At 55.0% G+C, this 21,904-nt stretch carries 22 protein-coding genes; 21 read left to right on the top strand and 1 reads right to left on the bottom strand.

Going from position 1 to position 21,904, the window contains the following annotated elements:
• The first annotated feature begins 6 nt into the window (after window positions 1-6).
• From mraY to MJ257_RS09530, 21 genes are all read left to right on the top strand, one after another.
• Window positions 7-972 (top strand): phospho-N-acetylmuramoyl-pentapeptide-transferase, encoded by a 966-nt coding sequence (gene mraY, locus MJ257_RS09630; RefSeq protein WP_240269045.1) that lies wholly within the window; start codon window positions 7-9, stop codon window positions 970-972.
• A 4-nt stretch (window positions 973-976) separates the two neighbouring features.
• Window positions 977-2,401 (top strand): UDP-N-acetylmuramoyl-L-alanine--D-glutamate ligase, encoded by a 1,425-nt coding sequence (murD, locus tag MJ257_RS09625; RefSeq protein WP_240269044.1) that lies wholly within the window; start codon window positions 977-979, stop codon window positions 2,399-2,401.
• A 49-nt stretch (window positions 2,402-2,450) separates the two neighbouring features.
• Complete coding sequence (spoVE, locus tag MJ257_RS09620; RefSeq protein ID WP_240269062.1) at window positions 2,451-3,548, top strand: stage V sporulation protein E; 1,098 nt, start codon at window positions 2,451-2,453, stop codon at window positions 3,546-3,548.
• Between the two features lie 4 nt (window positions 3,549-3,552).
• Window positions 3,553-4,671 (top strand): undecaprenyldiphospho-muramoylpentapeptide beta-N-acetylglucosaminyltransferase, encoded by a 1,119-nt coding sequence (murG, locus tag MJ257_RS09615; RefSeq protein WP_240269043.1) that lies wholly within the window; start codon window positions 3,553-3,555, stop codon window positions 4,669-4,671.
• 212 nt (window positions 4,672-4,883) lie between these two features.
• Window positions 4,884-5,789 carry a UDP-N-acetylmuramate dehydrogenase gene (gene murB / locus MJ257_RS09610; RefSeq protein WP_240269061.1) on the top strand — a complete coding sequence of 302 codons (906 nt, stop codon included), beginning with the start codon at window positions 4,884-4,886 and terminating at the stop codon, window positions 5,787-5,789.
• 16 nt (window positions 5,790-5,805) lie between these two features.
• On the top strand, window positions 5,806-7,086 hold the full coding sequence (murA, locus tag MJ257_RS09605) for a UDP-N-acetylglucosamine 1-carboxyvinyltransferase (protein WP_240269042.1): 1,281 nt from the start codon (window positions 5,806-5,808) through the stop codon (window positions 7,084-7,086).
• A 260-nt stretch (window positions 7,087-7,346) separates the two neighbouring features.
• A complete protein-coding gene (locus MJ257_RS09600; RefSeq protein WP_372489762.1) occupies window positions 7,347-7,973 on the top strand; it encodes a cell division protein FtsQ/DivIB in 627 nt (208 codons plus the stop codon).
• Window positions 7,974-8,216: 243 nt separating this feature from the next.
• A complete protein-coding gene (gene ftsA, locus MJ257_RS09595; RefSeq protein WP_240269040.1) occupies window positions 8,217-9,467 on the top strand; it encodes a cell division protein FtsA in 1,251 nt (416 codons plus the stop codon).
• Window positions 9,468-9,523: 56 nt separating this feature from the next.
• Complete coding sequence (gene ftsZ / locus MJ257_RS09590; RefSeq protein ID WP_240269039.1) at window positions 9,524-10,645, top strand: cell division protein FtsZ; 1,122 nt, start codon at window positions 9,524-9,526, stop codon at window positions 10,643-10,645.
• A 216-nt stretch (window positions 10,646-10,861) separates the two neighbouring features.
• On the top strand, window positions 10,862-11,833 hold the full coding sequence (gene spoIIGA / locus MJ257_RS09585; RefSeq protein ID WP_270405952.1) for a sigma-E processing peptidase SpoIIGA: 972 nt from the start codon (window positions 10,862-10,864) through the stop codon (window positions 11,831-11,833).
• Window positions 11,834-11,852: 19 nt separating this feature from the next.
• Entirely contained in the window at window positions 11,853-12,575 is a 723-nt protein-coding gene (gene sigE / locus MJ257_RS09580; protein ID WP_240269037.1) for an RNA polymerase sporulation sigma factor SigE, read from the top strand.
• Window positions 12,576-12,683: 108 nt separating this feature from the next.
• Window positions 12,684-13,466 carry an RNA polymerase sporulation sigma factor SigG gene (gene sigG / locus MJ257_RS09575; protein WP_036621413.1) on the top strand — a complete coding sequence of 261 codons (783 nt, stop codon included), beginning with the start codon at window positions 12,684-12,686 and terminating at the stop codon, window positions 13,464-13,466.
• A 124-nt stretch (window positions 13,467-13,590) separates the two neighbouring features.
• Window positions 13,591-14,409 (top strand): MerR family transcriptional regulator, encoded by an 819-nt coding sequence (locus tag MJ257_RS09570; RefSeq protein ID WP_240269036.1) that lies wholly within the window; start codon window positions 13,591-13,593, stop codon window positions 14,407-14,409.
• Window positions 14,410-14,518: 109 nt separating this feature from the next.
• Window positions 14,519-16,465: an FAD-dependent oxidoreductase gene (locus tag MJ257_RS09565; protein ID WP_240269035.1), complete on the top strand. Its 1,947-nt coding sequence runs from the start codon at window positions 14,519-14,521 to the stop codon at window positions 16,463-16,465.
• Between the two features lie 178 nt (window positions 16,466-16,643).
• Window positions 16,644-16,979 (top strand): YlmC/YmxH family sporulation protein, encoded by a 336-nt coding sequence (locus tag MJ257_RS09560; RefSeq protein WP_240269034.1) that lies wholly within the window; start codon window positions 16,644-16,646, stop codon window positions 16,977-16,979.
• Window positions 16,980-17,069: 90 nt separating this feature from the next.
• A complete protein-coding gene (gene pgeF, locus MJ257_RS09555; RefSeq protein WP_240269033.1) occupies window positions 17,070-17,921 on the top strand; it encodes a peptidoglycan editing factor PgeF in 852 nt (283 codons plus the stop codon).
• Between the two features lie 8 nt (window positions 17,922-17,929).
• The gene (locus tag MJ257_RS09550) at window positions 17,930-18,622 is read left to right on the top strand and encodes a YggS family pyridoxal phosphate-dependent enzyme (RefSeq protein WP_240269032.1); all 693 of its coding nucleotides are present in this window, start codon (window positions 17,930-17,932) and stop codon (window positions 18,620-18,622) included.
• Window positions 18,622-19,071: a cell division protein SepF gene (locus MJ257_RS09545; protein WP_240269031.1), complete on the top strand. Its 450-nt coding sequence runs from the start codon at window positions 18,622-18,624 to the stop codon at window positions 19,069-19,071. The genes MJ257_RS09550 and MJ257_RS09545 overlap by 1 nt, the downstream gene beginning before the upstream one ends.
• A gap of 7 nt (window positions 19,072-19,078) precedes the next feature.
• Window positions 19,079-19,354, top strand: coding sequence for a YggT family protein (locus MJ257_RS09540; RefSeq protein ID WP_270405957.1), 276 nt, complete (start codon window positions 19,079-19,081; stop codon window positions 19,352-19,354).
• 2 nt (window positions 19,355-19,356) lie between these two features.
• Window positions 19,357-20,139 carry a YlmH family RNA-binding protein gene (locus tag MJ257_RS09535; protein WP_240269030.1) on the top strand — a complete coding sequence of 261 codons (783 nt, stop codon included), beginning with the start codon at window positions 19,357-19,359 and terminating at the stop codon, window positions 20,137-20,139.
• A gap of 233 nt (window positions 20,140-20,372) precedes the next feature.
• Window positions 20,373-20,879: a DivIVA domain-containing protein gene (locus MJ257_RS09530; RefSeq protein WP_178023106.1), complete on the top strand. Its 507-nt coding sequence runs from the start codon at window positions 20,373-20,375 to the stop codon at window positions 20,877-20,879.
• 52 nt (window positions 20,880-20,931) lie between these two features.
• Here MJ257_RS09530 and MJ257_RS09525 read toward each other — a convergent pair whose 3' ends face one another.
• Window positions 20,932-21,849 (bottom strand): AraC family transcriptional regulator, encoded by a 918-nt coding sequence (locus MJ257_RS09525; RefSeq protein ID WP_240269029.1) that lies wholly within the window; start codon window positions 21,847-21,849, stop codon window positions 20,932-20,934.
• Window positions 21,850-21,904: the final 55 nt, after the last annotated feature.

The following is a 21,904-nucleotide window of genomic DNA, read 5'->3' as shown; positions in this document are numbered from 1 at the left end:
GATCCCATGGATTTTGGACTTATCTTGCTAACGATCGGCGTATCCTTTATTCTGGCGGTCATCTCGGCTCCGCTGGTCATTCCGCTGCTGAGAAGGCTCAAATTCGGCCAGCAAATCCGCGGCGAGGGGCCGCAAAGCCATTTGAAAAAGGCAGGAACGCCAACGATGGGCGGCATTATTATCCTATTGGCGTTTACATTGTCCTTTATGAAATTTTCGGTCGTGAATACCGACTTCTACGTTCTTCTGGTCGCTACGCTGGGCTTCGGGCTGGTCGGATTTCTCGACGATTACATCAAAATCGTGTTTAAACGGTCTTTGGGTCTCACGCCAAGGCAGAAATTGATCGGACAACTGCTGTTCTCCGGTATCATGTGCGCTTTGCTGATCTCGGAAGGCCATAGTACGGCGATTGGCGTTCCAGGAACGCAGTTTGCGTTCGATTGGGGTCCGTGGTTCTACTATCCGTTTATCGTCATTATGATGATGGCGGTCACCAACGCGGTTAATTTTACCGACGGGGTGGATGGCTTGCTGTCCGGCGTCAGCGCGATTGCGCTGGGCGCGTTTGCGGTGATCGCAATGCAGGTGACCTCGCTTCCGGCCGCGGTTTGCGCGGCGGCCATGATCGGCGCCGTGCTGGGTTTTCTCGTGTTTAACGCCCACCCGGCCAAGGTATTCATGGGCGATACCGGTTCGCTGGGCATCGGCGGGGCGATCGGAGCGATTGCCATCGTGACCAAAACCGAGCTGCTGTTCCTGATCGTCGGCGGCATCTTCGTGATCGAAATGCTGTCCGTCGTCATTCAAGTGGTCTCATTCAAGACGCGCGGCAAGCGGGTATTCAAAATGAGCCCGATCCACCATCACTTCGAGTTGTCCGGATGGTCGGAATGGCGCGTCGTCGTTACGTTTTGGTCGGTTGGACTGGTGTTGGCGGTCATTGGACTTTACTTGAACAAGGGGTTGTAAAAAGATGAATCATCCAGAAGAATACCGGGGGCGTCAGGTCGTCGTTCTCGGTTTGGCGAGAAGCGGCGTTCAGGTCGCCAAAACCCTGCATAAATATGGAGCCGTCATCACGGTCAACGATAAAAAAGAAAGAGAACAGTGTCCCGAAGCATCCGAATTGGAGGCTTTGGGAATTTCTGTTGTATGCGGAGGTCATCCGGACGGGCTGATCCATGAAGGCGTTTCGCTGGTTGTCAAAAACCCGGGGATCCCGTATACCGCTGCTCCCGTGGCCAAGGCGCTCGAGCTAGGCATCGAGGTCGTGACGGAGGTGGAGGTGGCCTGTCTGCTCAGCCCGGCTCCGATTCTCGGGATTACCGGCTCCAACGGCAAAACCACGACGACGACTTGGATCGGCAATATGCTGGAGGCCGCCGGCATGAGACCGATTGTCGCCGGAAATATCGGTATCCCGCTGTGCGAAGCCGCAGAGGAGGCGGATGCCGGCAACTGGCTGGTCGCCGAGTTGAGCAGCTTTCAGCTGAAGGGGACGAAGGAATTCCGCCCGGAGGTCGCCTGCCTGCTGAACGTGGCGGAGACGCACCTGGATTACCACGGTACGATGGATGACTACATTTCATCCAAAGCCAAGCTGTTTACGAATCAACGGGAAACCGACCGCGCCGTCATCAATTGGGACGACCCTGTGTGCCGGGAGCTTGTGCCCTACCTTCGCGCCAAGCTGATCCCTTTCTCGATGACCGAGGAATTGAAGTCGGAAGGCGTTTACGTCGAGCCGGCGTACGTCCCGGACGTCGAGGACGGGCTGGCCCGCCGCATCATGTATCGCGGAGCCGACGGTGAGTCGCTTGGCATCGTCGACATCGCCGACATCGCCTTGCCGGGCCGCTTTAACGTCGAGAACGCACTCGCGGCCGTCGCGGCGGCGATCGCGGCGGGGGCCGCACCAGAGTCGCTTGCGGAACCGCTGCGGACCTTCCGCGGCGTGGAGCATCGTTTGGAGTACGTGGACGAGAAGCAGGGCGTCGCTTACTACAACAACTCCAAAGCGACCAATTCGAAGGCCACGGTCATGGCCCTGGGCGCATTGCAAGCGCCGATCGTGCTGATCGCCGGCGGTTTGGACCGGGGTTCCGATTACATGGAGCTGCTGCCGGTTTTCAAAGAGAAGGTGAAAGCCATCGTGGCGCTCGGACAAACGAAGGAAAAAATCGCTAGAGTCGCCGAGCTGGCGGGTCTATCGAACATCGTGATGGTCGATACTGTGGACAGCGCCGCGGATACGCTGCGTACCGCGCTGAAGGAGGCCACCGGCCTGGCGGAGCCGGGAGACGTGGTTCTGCTCTCGCCGGCATGCGCCAGCTGGGATATGTTCCCTTCCTATGAAGAGCGTGGACGCATTTTTAAAGAGGCGGTGCATACCCTTTAAGTAGGGGGGTGGAAAAGCCCCTACTTTCTGTCAAGAGGTGGCATCCACGATGGGCAAGAGCCGTACGGCGCCGGATTTTTGGCTGGCGGCCAGCATTCTCGGACTGCTGGCGATCGGAATCGTGATGGTATACAGCGCGGGTTCGGTACTCGCTTTCCATGATTACGGCGATTCTTTCTATTTTGTCAAAAGACAGCTGCTATTTGCCGTGCTCGGATTGATCGCGATGGTTCTCATGATGAATTTGGATTACCGGCTGCTGCGGAAATACGCCAAAATCGGGCTGGTCTTTTGTTTTGCGCTGCTCGTCATCGTGCTGATTCCCGGTATCGGGGTCGTGCGCGGGGGGGCGCGAAGCTGGTTGGGGATCAGCTCCTTTGGCATCCAGCCGTCCGAGTTCATGAAACTGGGCATGATTTTGTTTCTATCCTATTGGCTCAGCAAAGAAGATTACAAGATCACGAACTTTACCAAGGGGCTGCTGCCGCCGCTCGGCATTATCGGACTGGCCTTCGGCTTGATCATGCTGCAGCCCGATTTGGGGACGGGCACGGTGATGTTGGGCGCCTCGCTGTTGATCGTGTTTACCGCGGGCGCGCGCATTCGGCATTTGGCCGGTCTGGCCGCGGTAGGCGCGCTAGGTTTCGTCGGATTGATCCTGGCGGCGCCTTACCGGCTGCAACGGATCACCGCTTTCCTGGATCCGTGGTCGGATCCGTTAGGGGCGGGTTATCAGATCATCCAGTCGCTGTATGCGATCGGACCGGGAGGCTTGGCCGGCTTGGGGCTTGGTATGAGCCGGCAAAAATACAGCTACGTGCCGGAACCGCAAACCGACTTTATCTTCTCGATCCTGGCCGAGGAATTGGGCTTTATCGGCGGGCTTTTGGTCCTGCTTTTGTTTTTGATTTTAGTGTGGCGCGGCATGCGCGTGGCCATGACGATCGACGATACGTTTGGCAGCTTGCTCGCCGTCGGCATCGTCGGCATGGTCGGCGTGCAGGTCGTGATCAACATCGGCGTCGTCATCGGCCTGATGCCCGTCACCGGCATTACGCTGCCGCTGATCAGCTACGGGGGATCGTCGCTTACGCTGATGCTGACCGCGCTAGGCATTTTACTTAATTTATCCCGTTACGCGAGGTGAGGATATGCGCGTCGTACTTAGCGGCGGCGGAACCGGGGGACACATCTACCCGGCGTTAGCCGTCGCCAGCCAATGCGCCGAGGAATTTCCCGGCTCGGAATTTCTGTACATCGGGGGCAAGCGCGGGCTGGAAAGCTCGCTCGTCCCAAAGCAGGGGATTCCGTTTGAAGCGATTGATATTACCGGCTTCCGTCGGAAGCTGTCGTTCGATAACGTGAAAACGGTTATGCGTTTTCTCAAGGGGGTGCAAACCTCCAAGAAGCTGTTAAAAGAATTCAAGCCCGATGTCGTCATCGGGACGGGCGGTTATGTCTGCGGTCCGGTCGTTTACGCTGCGGCCAAGCTGGGTATCCCCAGCATCATTCACGAACAGAACGCGATTCCGGGCTTAACGAACCGCTTTTTAAGCAAATACGTATCAACGGTGGCCGTCAGCTTCGAGGGCTCCGGCACGGCATTTCCGTCGGCCCGCAACGTCGTTTACACGGGCAATCCCCGGGCAACCACTGTCAGCGCAGCAGACAAACGGAAAGGCTTCGAAACCCTTGGTTTGCCGGAGTCTAGCTTCGTCGTGCTGGTCGTCGGCGGCAGCCGCGGCGCCAAAGCGATCAACGAAGCGATGGTTGAGATGTCTCCGTTGCTGAAGCAATCGGAGCATTTGAAATTTGTATACGTGACCGGGGACAGCTATTATGCCTCGACGGTGGAGGCGATCACGGCGAAGACGGGCGAGCTGCCCGCTAATTTGCAGGTGCTTCCTTATGTGCACAACATGCCGGAGGTCCTGGCCTGCACCTCGCTGATCGTGAACCGTGCCGGGGCTTCTTTTTTGGCGGAAATCACGGCGCTGGGCATACCGGCCATCCTGATTCCTTCTCCGAACGTCACGAACAATCATCAGGAGAAAAATGCCCGCACGCTGGAGAGCGCCGGGGCAGCCGAGGTGATCCTGGAGCCGGAGCTGACGGGTGGCAGCCTTTATGCGTCGATTGAGCGCGTCATGAACGATTTGCCGCGGCACAGCGCCATGTCGACCGCTTCGCGAGCGCTGGGCAAGCCGGATTCCGCCCATCTCGTCGTGGAAGAGATGCGGAGACTAGCGTTAAACCGTCACCGCAGCTAGCGGCGGACAGCCTTGTTTCCAGGGTCTGGGCGAGTGTCACACTCTCCGTGAGGGAGGCATAAGATACTCTATAAATCGTGACAACCAAGCGGGGCAGGACGACAACCCCCGCAGGACCCGGGCTCCGGCAGTCATCGGCTGCCGATTTGGAACAGCGGCACCCGGCGTTTGACGCCGATGGAATCCGCCATACAAGTCAAGGAGGGTATACGATGCAGCAGTGGATATCACATTTGATCAGGCTGGAGGCCTTGGAGGTCTTGCCGGATGAGCCGATGTCGAAGTATACGACATGGAAAATCGGCGGTCCGGCAGACGCGATGGTCGTCCCGAAAACTTCCCGGCAGTTGGCGGAGCTGATGCGTCTGCTCCATGCCGAGGGAATTCCGTGGATGACGATCGGAAAAGGCTCCAATCTGCTCGTTTCCGACAAGGGCATCCGGGGCTGCGTCATTCGGCTGGGGGGCGAGCTGGAACAGATTGCGTTCGACGGTACGGAAGTCCGTGCCGGAGGCGGCGCATCTACGGTCAGACTCAGCATCATGGCGGGAAAAGCGGGATTAACCGGGCTGGAATTTGCCGGGGGGATCCCGGGAACGGTCGGCGGCGCCGTCTATATGAATGCAGGTGCCCACGGGTCCGATGTGTCACGTATATTTAAATCCGCTGACATTGTTCTGGAGACAGGTGAATTGGTCACGTACCCAGCGGAGGATATGAAGTTTGCCTACCGGCATTCCGTCCTGCATGAACAGCGAGGGATCGTGGCACAGGCATGTTTTTCGCTTGCCGCGGGCGACCGGCTGGAAGTGGCGGCGGCCATGGCGGCGTATAAGGATCGCCGCCGCAAAACGCAGCCGCTGACGCAGCCTTGCGCAGGCAGCGTATTTCGCAATCCGCCCGGGGATCATGCCGCGAGGCTGATCGAAGCGGCGGGACTCAAAGGGACGAAGGTCGGCGGGGCCGAAGTATCCACGCTGCACGCCAATTTCATCGTCAATACCGGGCAAGCGACAGCAGAGGACGTTCTTGCGCTCATGGAGCAAGTCAAGGCCGCCGTTCAAAGCAAGTTTGGAGTGGCGCTGGTGCCGGAGGTCTTCTTCGTGGGCGAACGGTAAACTCGGAGGTGATACATTGGACAAATTGGTGATCGAAGGCGGGAAACCCCTATCAGGAACCATTCGTATCCATGGAGCGAAAAATGCCGCGCTGCCGATCCTGGCTGCATCGTTGCTGGCAGAAGGCAAAGTGCAACTTCGAAATGTCCCCCGCCTGCTCGATATTGATGTCATGTTAGGCATCCTCGGTCGATTGGGCTGCAGAGCCGTCCATTTGGGAGATACGGTGACCGTCGATACGTCGGGAGCGGATTCCAGCCATGTGCCGGAAGATTTGATGAAACAGATGCGCTCCTCCATTTTTTTAATGGGGCCGCTGCTTTCCCGTTTCGGGGAAGTCTGTATTTATCAACCGGGCGGTTGTGCGATCGGGGAACGGAAAATCGATCTGCATTTGAAGGGACTCGAAGCTTTAGGAGCGAAGATTGAGGAGTACGATCAGCAAATTTGGTGCAGAGCCAGCAGGCTGGTCGGCACTGACATCCATCTGGATTTCCCCAGCGTAGGCGCGACGGAGAACATCATGATGGCGGCTGCGCTGGCCGAAGGAACTACCATAATTACCAACGCGGCGCGGGAGCCGGAGATTCAGGACCTGCAGAACTTTTTGAATGCCATGGGCGCCAGCATTATCGGCGCCGGTACCGACACGATTACCGTCAAAGGGGTAGAACGCCTTTTCCCTTGCGATTACGAGATTATCCCGGACCGCATCGTTGCGGGGACCGCGCTGATCGCCGTCGCCGCGACCCGCGGCAGCGTCACCCTGACCCACAGCAATCCTTCGCATCTCGTATCCTTGTTGCATGTGCTCAAGCGAGCCGGTGTTCAAATCGGAGTTACGGATGATATAATAACGTTGAGCAGTGCGGGCCGTCCCAAAGCGGTAGAACGGATCGTGACCTCGCCGTATCCGTCGTTTCCTACCGATTTGCAGTCCCAAGTGATGGTGTTGTTATCCTTGGCGGACGGACTTAGCGTCATGAAAGAGACCGTGTTCGAAGGCCGGTTCAAGCATGTTGACGAGCTTGTCCGCATGGGGGCCGATATTACGGTGGACCTGAATTCCGCATTTATTCGCGGGGTTCCCCGGCTCTACGGCGCGACCGTGGAAGCGACCGACCTGCGTGCAGGGGCGGCGCTGGTCATCGCCGGTTTGGCGGCCCAAGGCCAAACGGTGGTCGAGCAGGTTCACCATATCGACCGCGGTTACGATCGGATCGAAAACATGTTTCAGCGCCTGGGAGGCGCGGTGCGCCGCGAATCTCCCGCCCTGCGGCAGCTGGATCTGGCCTAAGGCCGATAAGCTTGCTGAATCGCAAACCTTCATTGGTGATAGCCCTAAACTTTTGTCCCCTCCCCCGGAGGGGATAATAGGCTTTGTAATACTTATTCAGAAAGTTGCGGAGAAATGACATGCCAAAAGCAAATGTACCCGTCCTGAAAGAACCCGCGCCAAAGAAGAAAAGCGGCCGTAAAATCAAAACCATTCTCATCTTGCTTTTCCTCGCGTTGCTGTGCGTCCTTTTTTTTCGATCATCCCTTAGTAAAATTTCCGTGATTACGTTCGAAGGCAATACGTATACTACCGAAGCGGAGCTCCTGGAGGTCACCGGTCTTCAAGTCGGCTCCCCGTTTTTTGCCGTCAGCGCGGATCATATTGCCCGCAAGCTGGAGGATGTCTCCTCGGTGAAGCAAGCTACGGTGGACAAGACGTTTCCCGGCAGCGTAAACATCCGCATCGAGGAATATCCGATCGCAGCTTACGAGTTGACGGGGGAAGGGAAGCTGCAAGGTTTGCTCGCCAACGGAACGCGAATCGGGCTCAAAGACGGTTCGATGCCGGTGGACAAGCCGATCTTGACCGGTTGGAAGGCAGATGACGCTAGCTTGGTCAAACTATGCCGAACGTTGTCACAAATTCCGGACGAGCTTACCGCGGACATCTCCGAGATCGTACCCTCGCCGACCATGTCCTATCCGGATCGGATCAAGCTGTATACGAGGTCCAAATTCGAAATCATCTCGGCCATCTCGCTCCTGGCCAAAAAAGCGGAATACATGAACGAAATTCTGCAAACGCAGGACCCTGGGAAGCTAACGATGCTGGATGCCGATTCTTATGTGCCGTACTCCGCGACGGAGAACGAAGACGGTGGACAAAATGATACTACTCATGAGTGAAAAACAATGTTAAAATACATTTTATGGGCTAGTTGGCGTTCTCCCTCTTTTTTCTTCTAATTTTGCATATCTGGCCAGGATCTAATTCCGAAGGGTCATGTACTTCCTGCCTATTGGATGTAAAACTTGGAAGTCAAAAAATTTGTAGAAAAAAGAGGGAAAGGTTAAATGGCGTTGAATTAGTAGATAGTGCATTTAACACGGTAAGTATATTTTGATGGGGAAATAGGAGGTGCCAGGGGCTTGAGCAACAATGACATCATTGTTAGTTTGGACATCGGTACATCCAAAGTTCGTGCTATTATTGGGGAAATTAGTAATGGAACCTTTAATATTATTGGGGTTGGATCTGCCGACTCGGAAGGAATTCGAAAAGGCGCGATTGTAGATATTGACCAGACGGTGCAATCGATTCGCAGCGCTGTGGATCATGCGGAACGGATGGTAGATATTCAAATATCGGAAGTGTATGTCGGCATTTCGGGAAATCATATCGGACTCCAAACGAGCCACGGGGTTGTAGCCGTACAAAACGAAGACCGGGAAATCGGCGAAGAGGACATCGAACGCGTCCTTAAGGCAGCCGAGGTGATTGCGCTGCCGCCGGAACGCGAAATTATCGATGTGGTGGCCAAGCAGTATATCGTGGACGGGCTGGAAGGCATTTCGGACCCGCGGGGCATGATCGGCGTTCGTCTCGAAGTCGAGGCGACGATCGTTACCGGCGCCAAGACGGCGATTCATAACTTGCTTCGCTGCGTGGAGAAAGCCGGACTTAAGGTTCGGGATTTGGTATTGCTGTCGTTGGCTTCCGGACAACTGGCGTTGTCCAAAGACGAAAAAACGATGGGATCCGCCCTGGTAGACATCGGTGCGGGCTCCACGACGATCGCTGTATTCGAAAGCGGCACGATCGTAGCGACATCCACGCTTCCGATTGGGGGAGAATTTATAACGAACGACATTGCTTACGGTCTTCGGACGCTGACGGACCATGCGGAGAAAGCAAAGCTGAAATACGGCTGCGCTGCGATCGAGGACGCGGCGTCGGACGTGACCTTCAAGGTGACGCGGATCGGAAGCAATGTGGACAAGGAGTTTACGCAGGAGGACCTGGCTGCCATTGCGGAGCCTCGCGTGCAGGAGATTTTTCAGTTGATTCGCCAGGAAGTCAAACGTCTTGGCTACAGCGAGCAACCGGGGGGATATATCCTCATCGGCGGAACGGTGTCCATGCCGGGACTGCTTAAGATTGCCCAGCAGGAGCTGGAAGCTTCGGTTCGGATTGCCGTGCCTGATTTCATCGGCGTCCGCGATCCCGCTTTTACCGGCGGGGTAGGGATTTTGCATAAGGTGATCAAGAACCTGCGCGTTCGCAGCGGTTCCAGTCCCAAGAAGAGCGCGAACCGGAGCAAAGCTCCGGGGCCGCAGGAAACGGTACGGAAAACCGGCTTGATGGAACGACTCAAGAACTTGTTTAGCGAATTTATATAGTGGTTCAGGAATGATGCACGGGCCATCCATGCATATTGAGGGGGAGATGGAAGAGTATGTTGGAATTTGATTTCGAAATGGAGAGCTTGGCACAAATCAAGGTGATCGGGGTTGGCGGCGGCGGAAGCAACGCGGTGAACCGGATGATCGAGAACGGCGTGCAGGGCGTGGAATTTATTACGGTCAACACGGACGCTCAAGCGCTGCATTTGGCCAAGTCCGAACATAAATTGCAAATCGGGGATAAGCTTACCCGCGGTCTCGGCGCCGGTGCCAATCCGGAAGTCGGCAAGAAAGCGGCGGAAGAATCCCGCGATTTGATCGCTAATACGCTGAAAGGCGCGGACATGGTGTTTGTAACCGCCGGCATGGGCGGCGGCACCGGGACCGGCGCAGCGCCGGTGATTGCTGAGATCGCCAGAGAATGCGGCGCGCTGACGGTTGGCGTCGTAACCCGTCCGTTTACGTTTGAAGGACGTAAGCGTTCTTCGCAAGCGGAGCTGGGGATCGAAGCCTTGAAGGAAAAGGTCGATACGCTGATCGTGATCCCGAACGACCGTTTGCTTGAGATCGTCGACAAGAAGACGCCGATGCTGGAAGCGTTCCGCGAAGCGGACAACGTGTTGCGTCAGGCGGTGCAAGGCATTTCCGACTTGATCGCCGTACCGGGTCTGATCAACCTCGACTTCGCCGACGTGAAGACGATCATGACCGAGCGCGGATCCGCCCTGATGGGGATCGGTCTTGCGACCGGCGAGAACCGTGCGGCCGAAGCGGCACGCAAAGCGATCATGAGTCCGTTGCTCGAGACTTCGATCGAAGGCGCGCGCGGCGTCATCATGAACATTACCGGCGGGGCCAACCTGTCGCTGTATGAAGTAAATGAAGCGGCCGAGATCGTCATCTCCGCATCCGATCCGGAAGTGAACATGATTTTCGGCGCGATCATCGACGAGAACATGAAGGAAGAGATCAAAGTCACGGTGATCGCCACGGGTTTCGAGAACAAGCCGTTGCCTAACCGCAAGCCGACGGCATCTGCTCCTGGCGCGCCGGAGCCGCAGGAGTCCCGTCCGAGTTCGGCTTCCACGCTGAGACCTTTCGGCAACCAGCCTAGCGGCGACCAACTGGATATTCCGACGTTTCTCCGCAACCGTTCGCGCAACAACAACGAATAGGCGATAAGCCTTTGAACGTCTTCCCCAAGACCTTGCCCTAGTATGGGACAAGGTCTTTTTCTTTTTTTCAAAGGACGCTTGACTCTCCAGCAACTGGAGCATTTAGGATACCTATAGGTTTCCAGTCGACAAAAATAGTGGCATTCTACTTTCAATTTTAGACAGACTTTCTCGTTCGTTCTCTTTATACTGATAACCATCTACCCAGGCAGGTGAATGCCGTTGGTTGTCTATATCGATCTTCTATTCTTGATGAACCTATTGATCGATGCAAGCTTGCTCCTGGTCACGGCTTGGATGCGGAAGCAAAAAATCATCCTCTGGCGGCTGGCCTTGTCGGCGGGAGTCGGGGCGACGTACGTCGTCATGATGTTTTTGCCGGAGCTCTCGTTTCTGTACACGTTTCTGGTGAAGTTTCTATTCTCTGTCGCGATGTTGTGGATCGCGTTCGGATTTGGAAGTTTGCAAAACTACCTACGGAATATGGGAGCTTTTTATATTGTCAATTTTGCGGCGGCCGGCGGGATTCTGGGTGTGCACTATCTACTGCAGGACTCCGGAGAAATCTGGAGCGGGATTTGGTATTCGGCATCCGGCGGGCTTTCGTTTTCGCTCAAAATCGGAGCGTTGTTTATCCTGGTTTGTTTTTTTGTTGTCTTGTTCTGGTTTAAACGGGTGCTCGATGCACGCCAGCGGCAGGAGCGGATTCGCTCCTTTTTGGCTGAGGTGGAGGTGCGCGTCGGAGATACGACGATTACCTGCACGGGACTGATCGACACAGGCAATCAATTAACCGACCCGCTTAGCCGCCTGCCGGTGACGGTGATGGAAGCTTCGCTTTGGGAGCGGGTTCTCCCCCCGTCTTATCGGGGGAAGCTGGCTGACGAGCGTGCGGACAACCTCATCCTGGAGCTTACGGAGGCTGGGGATTTTCCTTGGCCCGAGCGGCTGCGGCTGGTTCCCTACCGAGGGATCAACAAAGGCACGCAGTTTATGCTGGCGCTCAAGCCTGACGAGGTGACGGTGCGTCTGGAGGGACGGGAGTATCGTTCGCCCCGGGTGCTGATCGGTTTGGACGGGGGGAGGTTATCGACAGAAGGAACTTACCGAGCGATCGTTCATCCCGCGTTGGTAGAGACGGCAGAGGCGACGGAAGGCACGGACCACATCAGTAAAACGGGAACGTAACATAGGAGGATACGAAACCATGCATGTAAAGTGGAAAATGATGCTGCAGCTGCAGTATTACCGGCTGCTGTTTCTTTTTGGGCTAAAAAGCGAAGAAATCTATTATATCGGCGGCAGCGAAGCGCTGCCACCTCCCTTGACGCGCGAGGAGGAAGAATACCTGCTGCAGCGGCTGCCCAGCGGCGATGCGGCGATCCGTGCCATGCTGATCGAGCGCAACCTGCGACTTGTCGTGTATATCGCCAGAAAATTCGAGAATACCGGAATCAATATCGAGGACCTGGTATCCATCGGGGCGATCGGGCTGATCAAGGCGGTCAACACCTTTGACCCGGAGAAGAAAATCAAACTGGCCACCTATGCTTCCCGCTGCATCGAAAATGAAATTCTGATGTATCTGCGCCGCAACAGCAAAATACGCACCGAGGTGAGCTTCGATGAGCCGCTCAACATCGATTGGGACGGCAACGAACTGCTGCTCTCCGATGTGCTGGGCACGGAGAACGATACGATCTACCGCAACATCGAGGAGCAGGTGGATCGCAAGCTGCTGCACAAAGCGCTCGACAAATTGACCGAGCGGGAACGCATGATCATGGAGCTGCGGTTCGGGCTGGTCGACGGCGACGAGAAAACGCAGAAGGATGTGGCCGACCTGCTGGGGATCTCGCAATCGTACATCTCGCGTCTGGAGAAACGGATCATTAAACGGCTGCGCAAGGAATTTAACAAGATGGTCTAAGCCATCGGCTCGATGATTTTCGCTTCGTCACGGAAAGAGGACAGCGGAATAAAAATGCAACCCCGGGAGATACTGTTCATTAGTTTCTCCTTGGGAGGTTTAGACACGATGACCCGAAACAAAGTCGAAATTTGCGGCGTCGATACCGCAAAATTGCCCGTTCTAACCAATGCGGAAATGCGTGAATTGTTCCACTCGTTGCAGCAGGACCACGTAAGATCAGCCAGAGAAAAGTTAGTTAATGGCAACCTGAGACTCGTGCTGAGCGTCATCCAGCGGTTCAACAATCGGGGGGAGTATGTGGACGACCTGTTCCAGGTTGGCTGCATCGGACTCATGAAAGCCATCGATAATTTCGATTTATCGCAGAACGTCAAATTCTCCACCTACGCCGTGCCGATGATTATCGGGGAAATCCGGCGTTACCTGCGGGACAATAATCCGATCCGCGTCTCCCGCAGCCTGCGCGACATCGCCTACAAGGCGCTGCAAATGCGGGACAACCTGACCAACCAGAACTCGCGCGAACCCACGATCTTCGAAATCTCCGAGGCGTTGGGCTTACCGAAGGAGGACGTTGTTTTTGCCCTCGACGCCATCCAGGATCCGGTTTCTTTGTTCGAGCCGATTTACCATGACGGCGGCGATCCCATCTACGTGATGGACCAAATCAGCGACGACAAGAACAAGGACGTGTCCTGGATTGAGGAAATCGCTTTGCGCGAAGCGATGCAGCGGTTGGGCCGCCGCGAAAAAATGATCTTGTCCATGCGTTTCTTCGAAGGAAAAACGCAAATGGAGGTTGCCGACGAAATCGGGATCTCTCAGGCACAAGTATCCAGGCTCGAGAAATCCGCCATTTTACAAATGCAGAAGCATGTGAAGTCGTAATTCCGGTCCCTGCGGGGACCTTTTTTTAGTTGTGAAGATTTCCATATCTTGAACAACCGCTCCTTCTGTATCATGGAAATGGTGCAATAGGCTTGCAACGCGAGATACGCGGGAGGGAAGGATTATGAAGTATTGCATTGGCGAGTTTTCCTCGCTGCTGGGCATCACCCGGGATACGTTGAGGTTGTACGAGAAGCACGAGATCGTCAAGCCGGTCAAGGACCGCCACAACAGTTACCGCTATTTCAACGACCTGGACGCCAGGGACCTTTTGATGAGCCGATGGTATCGAAGCATGCAAATTCCGCTGCAGGACGTGGCCGGCCTAATCCAAAACGCCTCGCTGGGCGACATTCTCGATAAGATGGAGAGCAGCAGGCAGGAGCTGGAGGAAGAGATCCGCAAAAGCACGATGCTGCTGCATAAACTTGTCGAGCTAAGCGGGGAGGTTCAGAGCTTGGAGAGCCGACTGTTCCAATGCAAGCTTGTGGATCGTCCGGGGCTTTACCGTCTAAAACAAACGGACAAGAACAACCTGCTCAACACGAAAGGCTTGGAAGGCACCATAAATGCCTTGATGGAGATGCTTCCTTACTCGTTTTATTGCTTCCGCATCGAGCAGGACACGATCGAGTCAGAGGAAGATCTGATGGATTACAGCTGGGGCTTATCGATTTCCGAAGAGGAGGTGCGTCAGCTCGGAATCGCATTGGACGAGCATCTGGAGTATATCCCGCCGTCCCGCTGCGTATCGTCCGTGATTTTATCGCCCCAGGGCGAGCATTTTTCCAAAGAGGCATTCCGGTTTATGCTGGATTACATGGACGAACGCCAATATGCCGTTTCCGGCGCGGTGACCGGACGGTTGATGCTGACCGAAACTCATCAAGGGACGAAACGTTCGTTTTTGGAAATACATATCCCCATAGTGGAATCTTATTGACCTTGGTGCCGCACCAAGGTTTATGCTTGATTCGGAGCCTTACTTGATCATTTCATGTGAAAACAATCACAAAAAAAGGCTTCAATATGCAGTAAGGGGAGAAGAGGGAATGCGCAGCAAACGTTTTAACAAAATGCTCATGTTTTCCATCTGCATCGTATTGGTCGCATCGATGTTCGGCTGGGGGTGGCAATCCGGGAAGCTGGTAAACAGCCCTTCCACAGCGGCGGCGGCCTCCGCGTTTAAAGCGGGGACGTATACCGGAGAGGCTGAAGGCAAAGACGGCGTGATCAAAGTGCAAGTGACGATGGAGCAAGCGGATCGGATCAAGGATATCAAGATCGTCAGCCAAACGGAAACCGAGGGACTCGGCGATTCCGCGCTGAACAAAATCAAGGAGCAAATCCTGGCTAACCAATCGCTGGCCGTCGACGCGGTAAGCGGCGCAAGCGTGTCGAGCGATGCCATGCTGAAAGCGGTAGAAGATGCCGTGAAAAAAGCGGGCGGCGACGTCAACGCCTTGAAATCGGTTAGCGTCAAGAAGCCTGGCGCAGGCAAGACGGAGAAGCTTCAAGCGGACGTCGTTGTCGTCGGCGCAGGCGCTTCCGGCGTATCGGCAGCGGTGACGGCAGCGGACAAAGGCGCCAAAGTCGTGATCATCGAGAAAACCGGCGTGATCGGCGGCGCCAGCAACCTGTCCTGGGCGGGTAAATTTTATAACTCTTCCGCCGCGGTAGCCGATGGTTTAAAGGTGAACGTGGAACAGGAAATTTCCAATTGGATCGTCAATAACCACTGGAGAGTGGATGCGGCGGCAGTACGCCAATACGTCACGAAATCCGGAGATACTTACGATTGGTTAAAGAACAAAGGGTATGTAACAACTTACATGAACTTTGGCGGCGAACAGCTTCACGTGCTGCCGGCTTATAACACCCGTGAACAAACCCTTCGCAAGATGCTGGCGGCTTCCGTAGAGAAGAACGGCGGCAAGGTCATTACCGAAACTACCGCGAAGAAACTGATGACGGACGCTAAAGGTGCCGTTACCGGCGTCGTAGCGGAGAAGGCGGACGGAACAACGCTGGAGATCAGCGCAAAGAGCGTCGTTATGGCGACGGGCGGATACGCCGGCAACAAAGAGATGGTGAAGGAAGCCTTTGGCTTTGAGGGAGTCAATGGCGGACTTGCGCAAAACATCGGCGAAGGTCTGAAAATGTCCTGGGCAGTAGGTGCGAAGGTGCCGGACAACTTCGGTGGACAAATGCTGCACCAAACGTTGGCAAGAGCAACCAGCGATTTGAAAAAGCAATACTCTTCCTTCGAAGCCAGCTACCCGTTGATGTTGAGCTATCTGCCAACTTTGATGAACGTGGGCCCTTCGGGAGCCCGGTTCAGAGACGAGACGGCTACATTGACGGCGGTTGCGGCTGCCAATACGAGCGCCTTTAACGGGCCTTACCATCTGGTGATCGTTTCGCAATCGCAGTTGAAAGCTTTGGAAGCGAAGGGCATGAACGGCATCAAAGCGCCGAAGCTGCCTGGACTTCCTCCGGAATTTTACGCGGATTTCACCGATAAGTTCAAACTGGACACGCCATGGAAGAATGTCGTATCCGTATTTGATGCCATGGTGAAAAACGGAGACGGGTATAAAGGCAACACGATTGAGGAATTGGCCAAAAACGCCGGAATGGACGCAGAAGTATTCAAGGACGCGTTCAACAAATATGCGCAAGCAACCCAAACCGGCGTAGACACAGAATTTGGCAAATCCAAAGACTACTTGCCGCCGATGGGCGACGGCCCTTATTATGCGATCATTGCCGAGATCAACAACCTGGGTTCGGTTGGCGGCTTGCTCGTAAACCCTAAATTCCAAGTGCTGAACGACAAACGCGTACCGGTAAAAGGACTTTATGCCGTCGGACTTGAATCCGAAGGCGTGCTCTTTAATGACACATACGTCGGTAACGGCGTAGGCATCGGCTATTCGTTTACCTCCGGACGTCTGGGCGGCGAAAACGCAGCTGCCGGCGCGCTGGGCAAAAAATAGAAAATAGAACGGGACGAATGGAAGGGCCGCCTCTTCCGGGATCGAATGGATTCCGGGGGGCGGTCCTTTTTTGCGTTGTTCGGTCGTCTTTTCCCGTGGCCAAGGGCGCATGCGCTGAATTCCTCGCACATATAGTAAAGGGACGGAGTGAATCAGACGGGACGGGGGCGATAAAACCATGGACAATGTGGTGAGGGCGAGTATGAAAATATCCGATTTCCAGACGAAGGACGTCATCAATGTCGTGGACGGGAAACGGCTCGGGCATATCAGCGACCTGGAGCTGGATCTCAGACAAGGGGTCATCGAAGCGATTGTCGTGCCCGTCGGGGCGAAATTCATGGGGATATTCGGCGGCGGCAGCGATTTGATCATCCCTTGGAAAAATATCGTGAAGATCGGATCCGACGTCGTTCTGGTCAAAATGGAGGAATTGCGTGAATCCAGAACGCAGACGACCTACGATACCACCGTGTACATTGACCGGGATGGGCGGGCGGAGCGGCGGAGCTAGAAACCGCAAGCGGCCCCGCGCCGATTTGTGGTAGACTTGAATTACTATATAAAAATTAGACGATTTTTAATTACCTTGAGGAGATGGATGATGGAACCGTTTGTAAGGAATGCTAATGACCAACAACCGGAACGGTTCGAGTTGGCTCCGTGGTCGGATCTGATCCCGGGACTCAGCGTCGGGTTTACCGGAAGGGCAGGCGGGGTCAGCGAGCCGCCGTACGATCGCTTGAATCTTGCCTACCATGTCGGCGACGATCCGCAGCATGTCTTGGAGAACCGGCGCCGGTTAGCCGAAGCGCTGGGTTTCGCTCCCGATGCCTGGACCTGCGGCGAGCAGGTTCACGGCAACGCCGTCGCCGTGGTTCGTGCCGAGGATCGCGGCAAGGGGTACCTGGATCGCAGCAGCGCCTTCCAGGAAACGGACGGGCTAGTGACGAACGTGCCGGGGGTGCTGCTGACTTCGTTTTATGCCGATTGCGTTCCGCTATATTTCGCCGATCCCGGGAAGGGCGTCGTCGGTTTGGCCCATGCCGGGTGGAAGGGGACCGTCCGCCTGATTGCCGCGGAGATGATCCAAACGATGGAACGGGAGTTCGGCAGCCGGAGAAGCGAAATTCGCACCGCCATCGGCCCCAGCATCGGAGACTGCTGTTACGAGGTGGACGAGGCGGTGATGGAGAAAGTCCGCGAGGCGTTGCCCGCTGGGGATGGGATTGTTGGGGGGAAGCCCTATGCTTCCGCGTCAAACCATGCAGGGAAAACGATGCTGAACTTGAAAGAAATCAATCGAATCATTATGATTAAAGCAGGAATATTGCCGACTCATATCGAATGTACAACGTGGTGTACAAGCTGCCATCCGCAGTATTTTTACTCCTACCGGGCGCAAGGTGGCGTTACGGGGAGGATGGCAAGCTGGATTGGCATAAAAGAGAGGTGATCCTTCCCGTGTCGCTGAAGGAACGAATACAGCATGTGGAAGAGCGGATTTTAGCGGCTTGCGAGCGGAGCGGAAGGAAACGCGAAGAGGTCCATGTCGTGGCCGTAACCAAATACGTGTCGACTGAAGCGACTCGCGAAGTCCTTGACGAAGGTATCGAGCATATCGGCGAGAACCGTCCGCAACTGGCCGTTCCCAAATGGGAAGCGCTTGGCGGACAAGGGACCTGGCATTTTATCGGCCATTTGCAGAGCAATAAGGTCAAGGACGTCATCGGGAAATTTCAATATATTCATTCGTTGGACCGGCTGTCGCTGGCCCGGGAATTGGAGAAGCGGGCCGCGGCTCTCGGAACGAACGTTACCGCGTTTTTGCAGGTGAACGTATCCGGCGAGGAGTCCAAGCAGGGAATTACGCCGGAAACGGCGGCCGATTTTCTTAGGGAGACCGCAGAACTGAAGCATGTCCGCATCGCCGGGTTGATGACGATGGCCCCGATCGAGGAGGATGCGGAGCGGACAAGACCGGTCTTTCGACGCCTGCGCGAGCTACGCGATCAACTGAACGCCCTGGCGATTACCGCGGAGCCGTTGACGGAACTGTCGATGGGCATGTCGGGAGATTTCGAAGTGGCGATCGAGGAAGGGGCGACTTGGGTTCGCCTCGGAACGCTTTTAGTGGGGAAAGGGGAATTGACGTAATGGGAGTAATGAACCGGTTCATGAACTTTCTGGGCTTGCAGGAAGAAGAAGAGATTGTGGAGCGCGAACGGTTTTCCGGCCAAGAGGACGCGGAAATTGAAACCCCAAGCTTTGAATCCCGTAAAAATCAGAGAGGAAACAACGTGGTCAGCATTCACTCCCAGAAGAATGTCAAGGTGATCCTCTATGAACCTCGCTCCTATGAAGAAGCGCAGGAAATCGCTGACCATCTGCGTTCCCACCGGTCGGTCGTGGTAAATTTGCAGCGGGTTCGCAATGATCAGGCGATGCGGATCATCGATTTCTTGAGCGGTACGATTTACGCGCTAAGCGGCAGTATATCCAAGGTCGGGGCGAATATTTTCCTGTGCACGCCGGATACCGTCGAGATTCAGGGGTCCATCACGGAGATTTTAACGGAGGATTCCGATTACAACAGAATGAGGTGATGACAGCTTGGTAGGCTATATCGATTCCATCGTTTGGCTGCTATACAATATTTACTTTTATATGATTCTGGTTTACATTTTGATGTCTTGGGTACCTAATGTCCGGGAAAGTTTTATCGGCGAGCTGCTGGGCAAGCTGGTTGAACCTTACTTGGCTCCCTTCCGGCGGTTTATACCTCCGATCATGGGGATGATCGACATTTCTCCGATTATTGCCTTGTTCGTGCTCCGCTTGGCTGCCTTCGGATTAATGAGCGTTCTGCACTATATCTTCGGGTATTAGAGATGAAAGCCGATATCTATGAACATTTTAAACCGGAGGAACGGCCGTTCGTCGACCGGGCCTGGGAATGGGTCGTAAATGCCGGGGATTATCATGAGGTCAAGCTAAGCGACTTCCTGGATCCGCGGCAGTGTTTTATCCTGGAGTCCTTGGCCAATCGTCACCCGGATGCGCTGATCCGGCTGGACGGCGGTTATGAAGGCGCGGAACGGCGCCGGGCGCTGATTGCTCCGGATTACCGGGATCTCAGCCAAGAACCGATGGGAATGAAAGTGCTCGACATCACCTCGGGAGACCAGAAGTTTCTTGCCCTTCAGCACGGCGATTATTTGGGTGCGATTTTGGGATTGGGTCTCAAACGAGATAAAATCGGCGACATCCATGTCCGCGAGGACGGGTGCCATGTGGTGATAGCTGAAGAGATCGCTCCCTTCCTGCAGATGAACCTTAACCAGGTGCATCGAGTCAGCGTCCTCACCGAGCTGCTGAACCTAAGCGAGCTGAGGACGATGGAGAAAGAGCTGGAGCCGCTGGAATTGACGGTGGCCTCTTTGAGACTGGATGGGATCGCCAGCGATGTGTTCCGCTTAAGCCGCAGCAAAGTGCTGATTCCGATCAAGGCGGGCCGTTGCCGGGTGAATTGGAGAACGGAGGAGGATCCCTCTACCCCGCTGAAAGCCGGAGACGTGATCGCGCTGCAAGGCTTCGGGCGGTTTAAAGTGCTTGAGGCAGGCGGCTTGACCAAAAAGGGCAGGCATCGTGTCAAAATCGGTAAATTTGTGTGAGGCGTTTTGCAGGAGATGGCGGATTCTTGTCGAATAAGATAGTTCGAACTGTTTCCTGAATGTATCTCGTGATTGAAATGACCACGTCTTCCCTCTGAAGTGCGAGTTCAAAAAGTCAGGTTTTCAGCACCGATTCGATGTCGAGTTCGCTTCTCGAGTTACCTCGTGATCAAAAGTTGACTTTTGAACAACTTTTTTAAGGGAAGTTTCGAAATTTCTAGGAGGTGGGGATCATGCCATTAACGCCGCTGGATATACATAACAAAGAGTTTTCCAGACGTATTCGCGGTTACGACGAAGATGAAGTCAACGAGTTTCTCGACCAAGTGATCAAAGACTATGAGATCGTGATCCGGGAGAACAAGGAGCTTCACAACCAGCTAATGACTTTGCAAGAGAAACTGGATCATTTCGCCAATATTGAGGAAACGCTGAGCAAAACGATTATCGTTGCGCAGGAAGCGGCCGATGAAGTGAAGAACAACGCGAAGAAGGAAGCCCAGTTGATCGTGAAGGAAGCGGAGAAGAACGCCGACCGGATCGTCAACGAATCGCTGGCCAAATCTCGCAAAATCGCGATGGAAGTGGAAGAACTCAAGAAGCAGGCTTCCATCTACCGCGCTCGGTTCCGTACGCTGGTGGAAGCGCAGCTGGATTTGCTTAGCAGCGATAGCTGGGATACGTTGGAGAATCGCGAACGCGTCGCCGATAAAGGGCAAGAGGTGCAAGAGTTGTATTAATCGCAAACAACGCCATTTGGCTTCCGTGAAGGAGCGCCAAATGGCGTTGTTGTTATTGGATCTCATTGGTCCAAGCGATTGGGCCGGCTTGCCTGCGATATTCCGAAGGAGAAACACCGGTCATTTGCTTGAATAGGGACAAGAAGTGCTTTTTGTCCGTATAACCGACGGTCCGCATGATCTCCTTAACGGAGAGTCGGGTGGAGGCGAGCAGCTCGCGGCTCGTCTCGATTCTTTTCTTTCGGACGTAATCGTTAAACGTGCAGCCCGCGTATTGCCGGAATAAACGATGAAAATGGCGTTCGCTTAAATGGCTGGCGGTTGCTAAGCTGCGGGCGGTTAAAGGGGTATGAAAGGAGGCGTCGATCTGGTGAACGACTTCCTCCATGGCCCGGTTTTCCGGTCCGTCGGCAAGGCGGGTCTCCCTGCGCTCCAAATGGCGTTCCAGCATGACCGCCAGCTCGACGAACAGACTGTACAATCGAAGGAGATAACCGGAATTTCTTTCGGTATATTCACGGTAAGCCGTCCGAAACCAGGTGCTCCATTGTCCGCTGCCATCCTTCAAGTGGTACGGCCGCGGAGGTTCTGCGGCATCTTCTCCGAATAAGCAGAGCCTGGAACGGCGCAGCTCCTCAAAGCCCGGCAGGCACTCCAAACGGGACCGAAGCTTATTTGGTTCATACAGGCAATTGTATACGATTAGTGGCCGACGCGGGCCTGCATGGCAGGGGCGGAAGACATGCTTCGTTCCGGCGGGGAGCAGAAACATATCGTTTCTGGCGACGCGAACGACCTGATCGTCAATAAAATGAAACCCCTCTCCTTCGGCCACAAGCACGATCTCCACGAATCGATGGCTGTGCATCTGCAGATCAAACGACTCCTCGGCCCGGTTAAAGAAAAAGGGCAAGGAGTCCGTAAAAAAGGCGGTTCCGTCCAAGACCTTCTCCCCTCGGTACAATGACAACCGTAACCCCTCCTCCACTGCAGTTGCCCCTATTATAGGCCCCGGCCCCGGCTGG

Origin of the sequence: Paenibacillus timonensis, assembly GCF_022427145.1 — a bacterium.
Taxonomy (GTDB): domain Bacteria; phylum Bacillota; class Bacilli; order Paenibacillales; family Paenibacillaceae; genus Fontibacillus; species Fontibacillus timonensis.
The sequence above is the reverse complement of the archived record's forward strand: the minus strand, read 5'-3'. Positions and strand labels throughout refer to the sequence as shown.

Excerpts from the sequence above, each read along its gene's own strand:
- mraY (WP_240269045.1), top strand. The coding sequence starts at position 7 with ATGGATTTTGGACTTATCTTGCTAACGATCGGCGTATCCTTTATTCTG.
- murD (WP_240269044.1), top strand. The coding sequence starts at position 977 with ATGAATCATCCAGAAGAATACCGGGGGCGTCAGGTCGTCGTTCTCGGT.
- spoVE (WP_240269062.1), top strand. The coding sequence starts at position 2,451 with ATGGGCAAGAGCCGTACGGCGCCGGATTTTTGGCTGGCGGCCAGCATT.
- murG (WP_240269043.1), top strand. The coding sequence starts at position 3,553 with ATGCGCGTCGTACTTAGCGGCGGCGGAACCGGGGGACACATCTACCCG.
- murB (WP_240269061.1), top strand. The coding sequence starts at position 4,884 with ATGCAGCAGTGGATATCACATTTGATCAGGCTGGAGGCCTTGGAGGTC.
- ftsZ (WP_240269039.1), top strand. The coding sequence starts at position 9,524 with ATGTTGGAATTTGATTTCGAAATGGAGAGCTTGGCACAAATCAAGGTG.
- spoIIGA (WP_270405952.1), top strand. The coding sequence starts at position 10,862 with ATGCCGTTGGTTGTCTATATCGATCTTCTATTCTTGATGAACCTATTG.
- sigE (WP_240269037.1), top strand. The coding sequence starts at position 11,853 with ATGCATGTAAAGTGGAAAATGATGCTGCAGCTGCAGTATTACCGGCTG.
- sigG (WP_036621413.1), top strand. The coding sequence starts at position 12,684 with ATGACCCGAAACAAAGTCGAAATTTGCGGCGTCGATACCGCAAAATTG.
- MJ257_RS09570 (WP_240269036.1), top strand. The coding sequence starts at position 13,591 with ATGAAGTATTGCATTGGCGAGTTTTCCTCGCTGCTGGGCATCACCCGG.
- MJ257_RS09565 (WP_240269035.1), top strand. The coding sequence starts at position 14,519 with ATGCGCAGCAAACGTTTTAACAAAATGCTCATGTTTTCCATCTGCATC.
- MJ257_RS09560 (WP_240269034.1), top strand. The coding sequence starts at position 16,644 with ATGGACAATGTGGTGAGGGCGAGTATGAAAATATCCGATTTCCAGACG.
- pgeF (WP_240269033.1), top strand. The coding sequence starts at position 17,070 with ATGGAACCGTTTGTAAGGAATGCTAATGACCAACAACCGGAACGGTTC.
- MJ257_RS09545 (WP_240269031.1), top strand. The coding sequence starts at position 18,622 with ATGGGAGTAATGAACCGGTTCATGAACTTTCTGGGCTTGCAGGAAGAA.
- MJ257_RS09535 (WP_240269030.1), top strand. The coding sequence starts at position 19,357 with ATGAAAGCCGATATCTATGAACATTTTAAACCGGAGGAACGGCCGTTC.
- MJ257_RS09530 (WP_178023106.1), top strand. The coding sequence starts at position 20,373 with ATGCCATTAACGCCGCTGGATATACATAACAAAGAGTTTTCCAGACGT.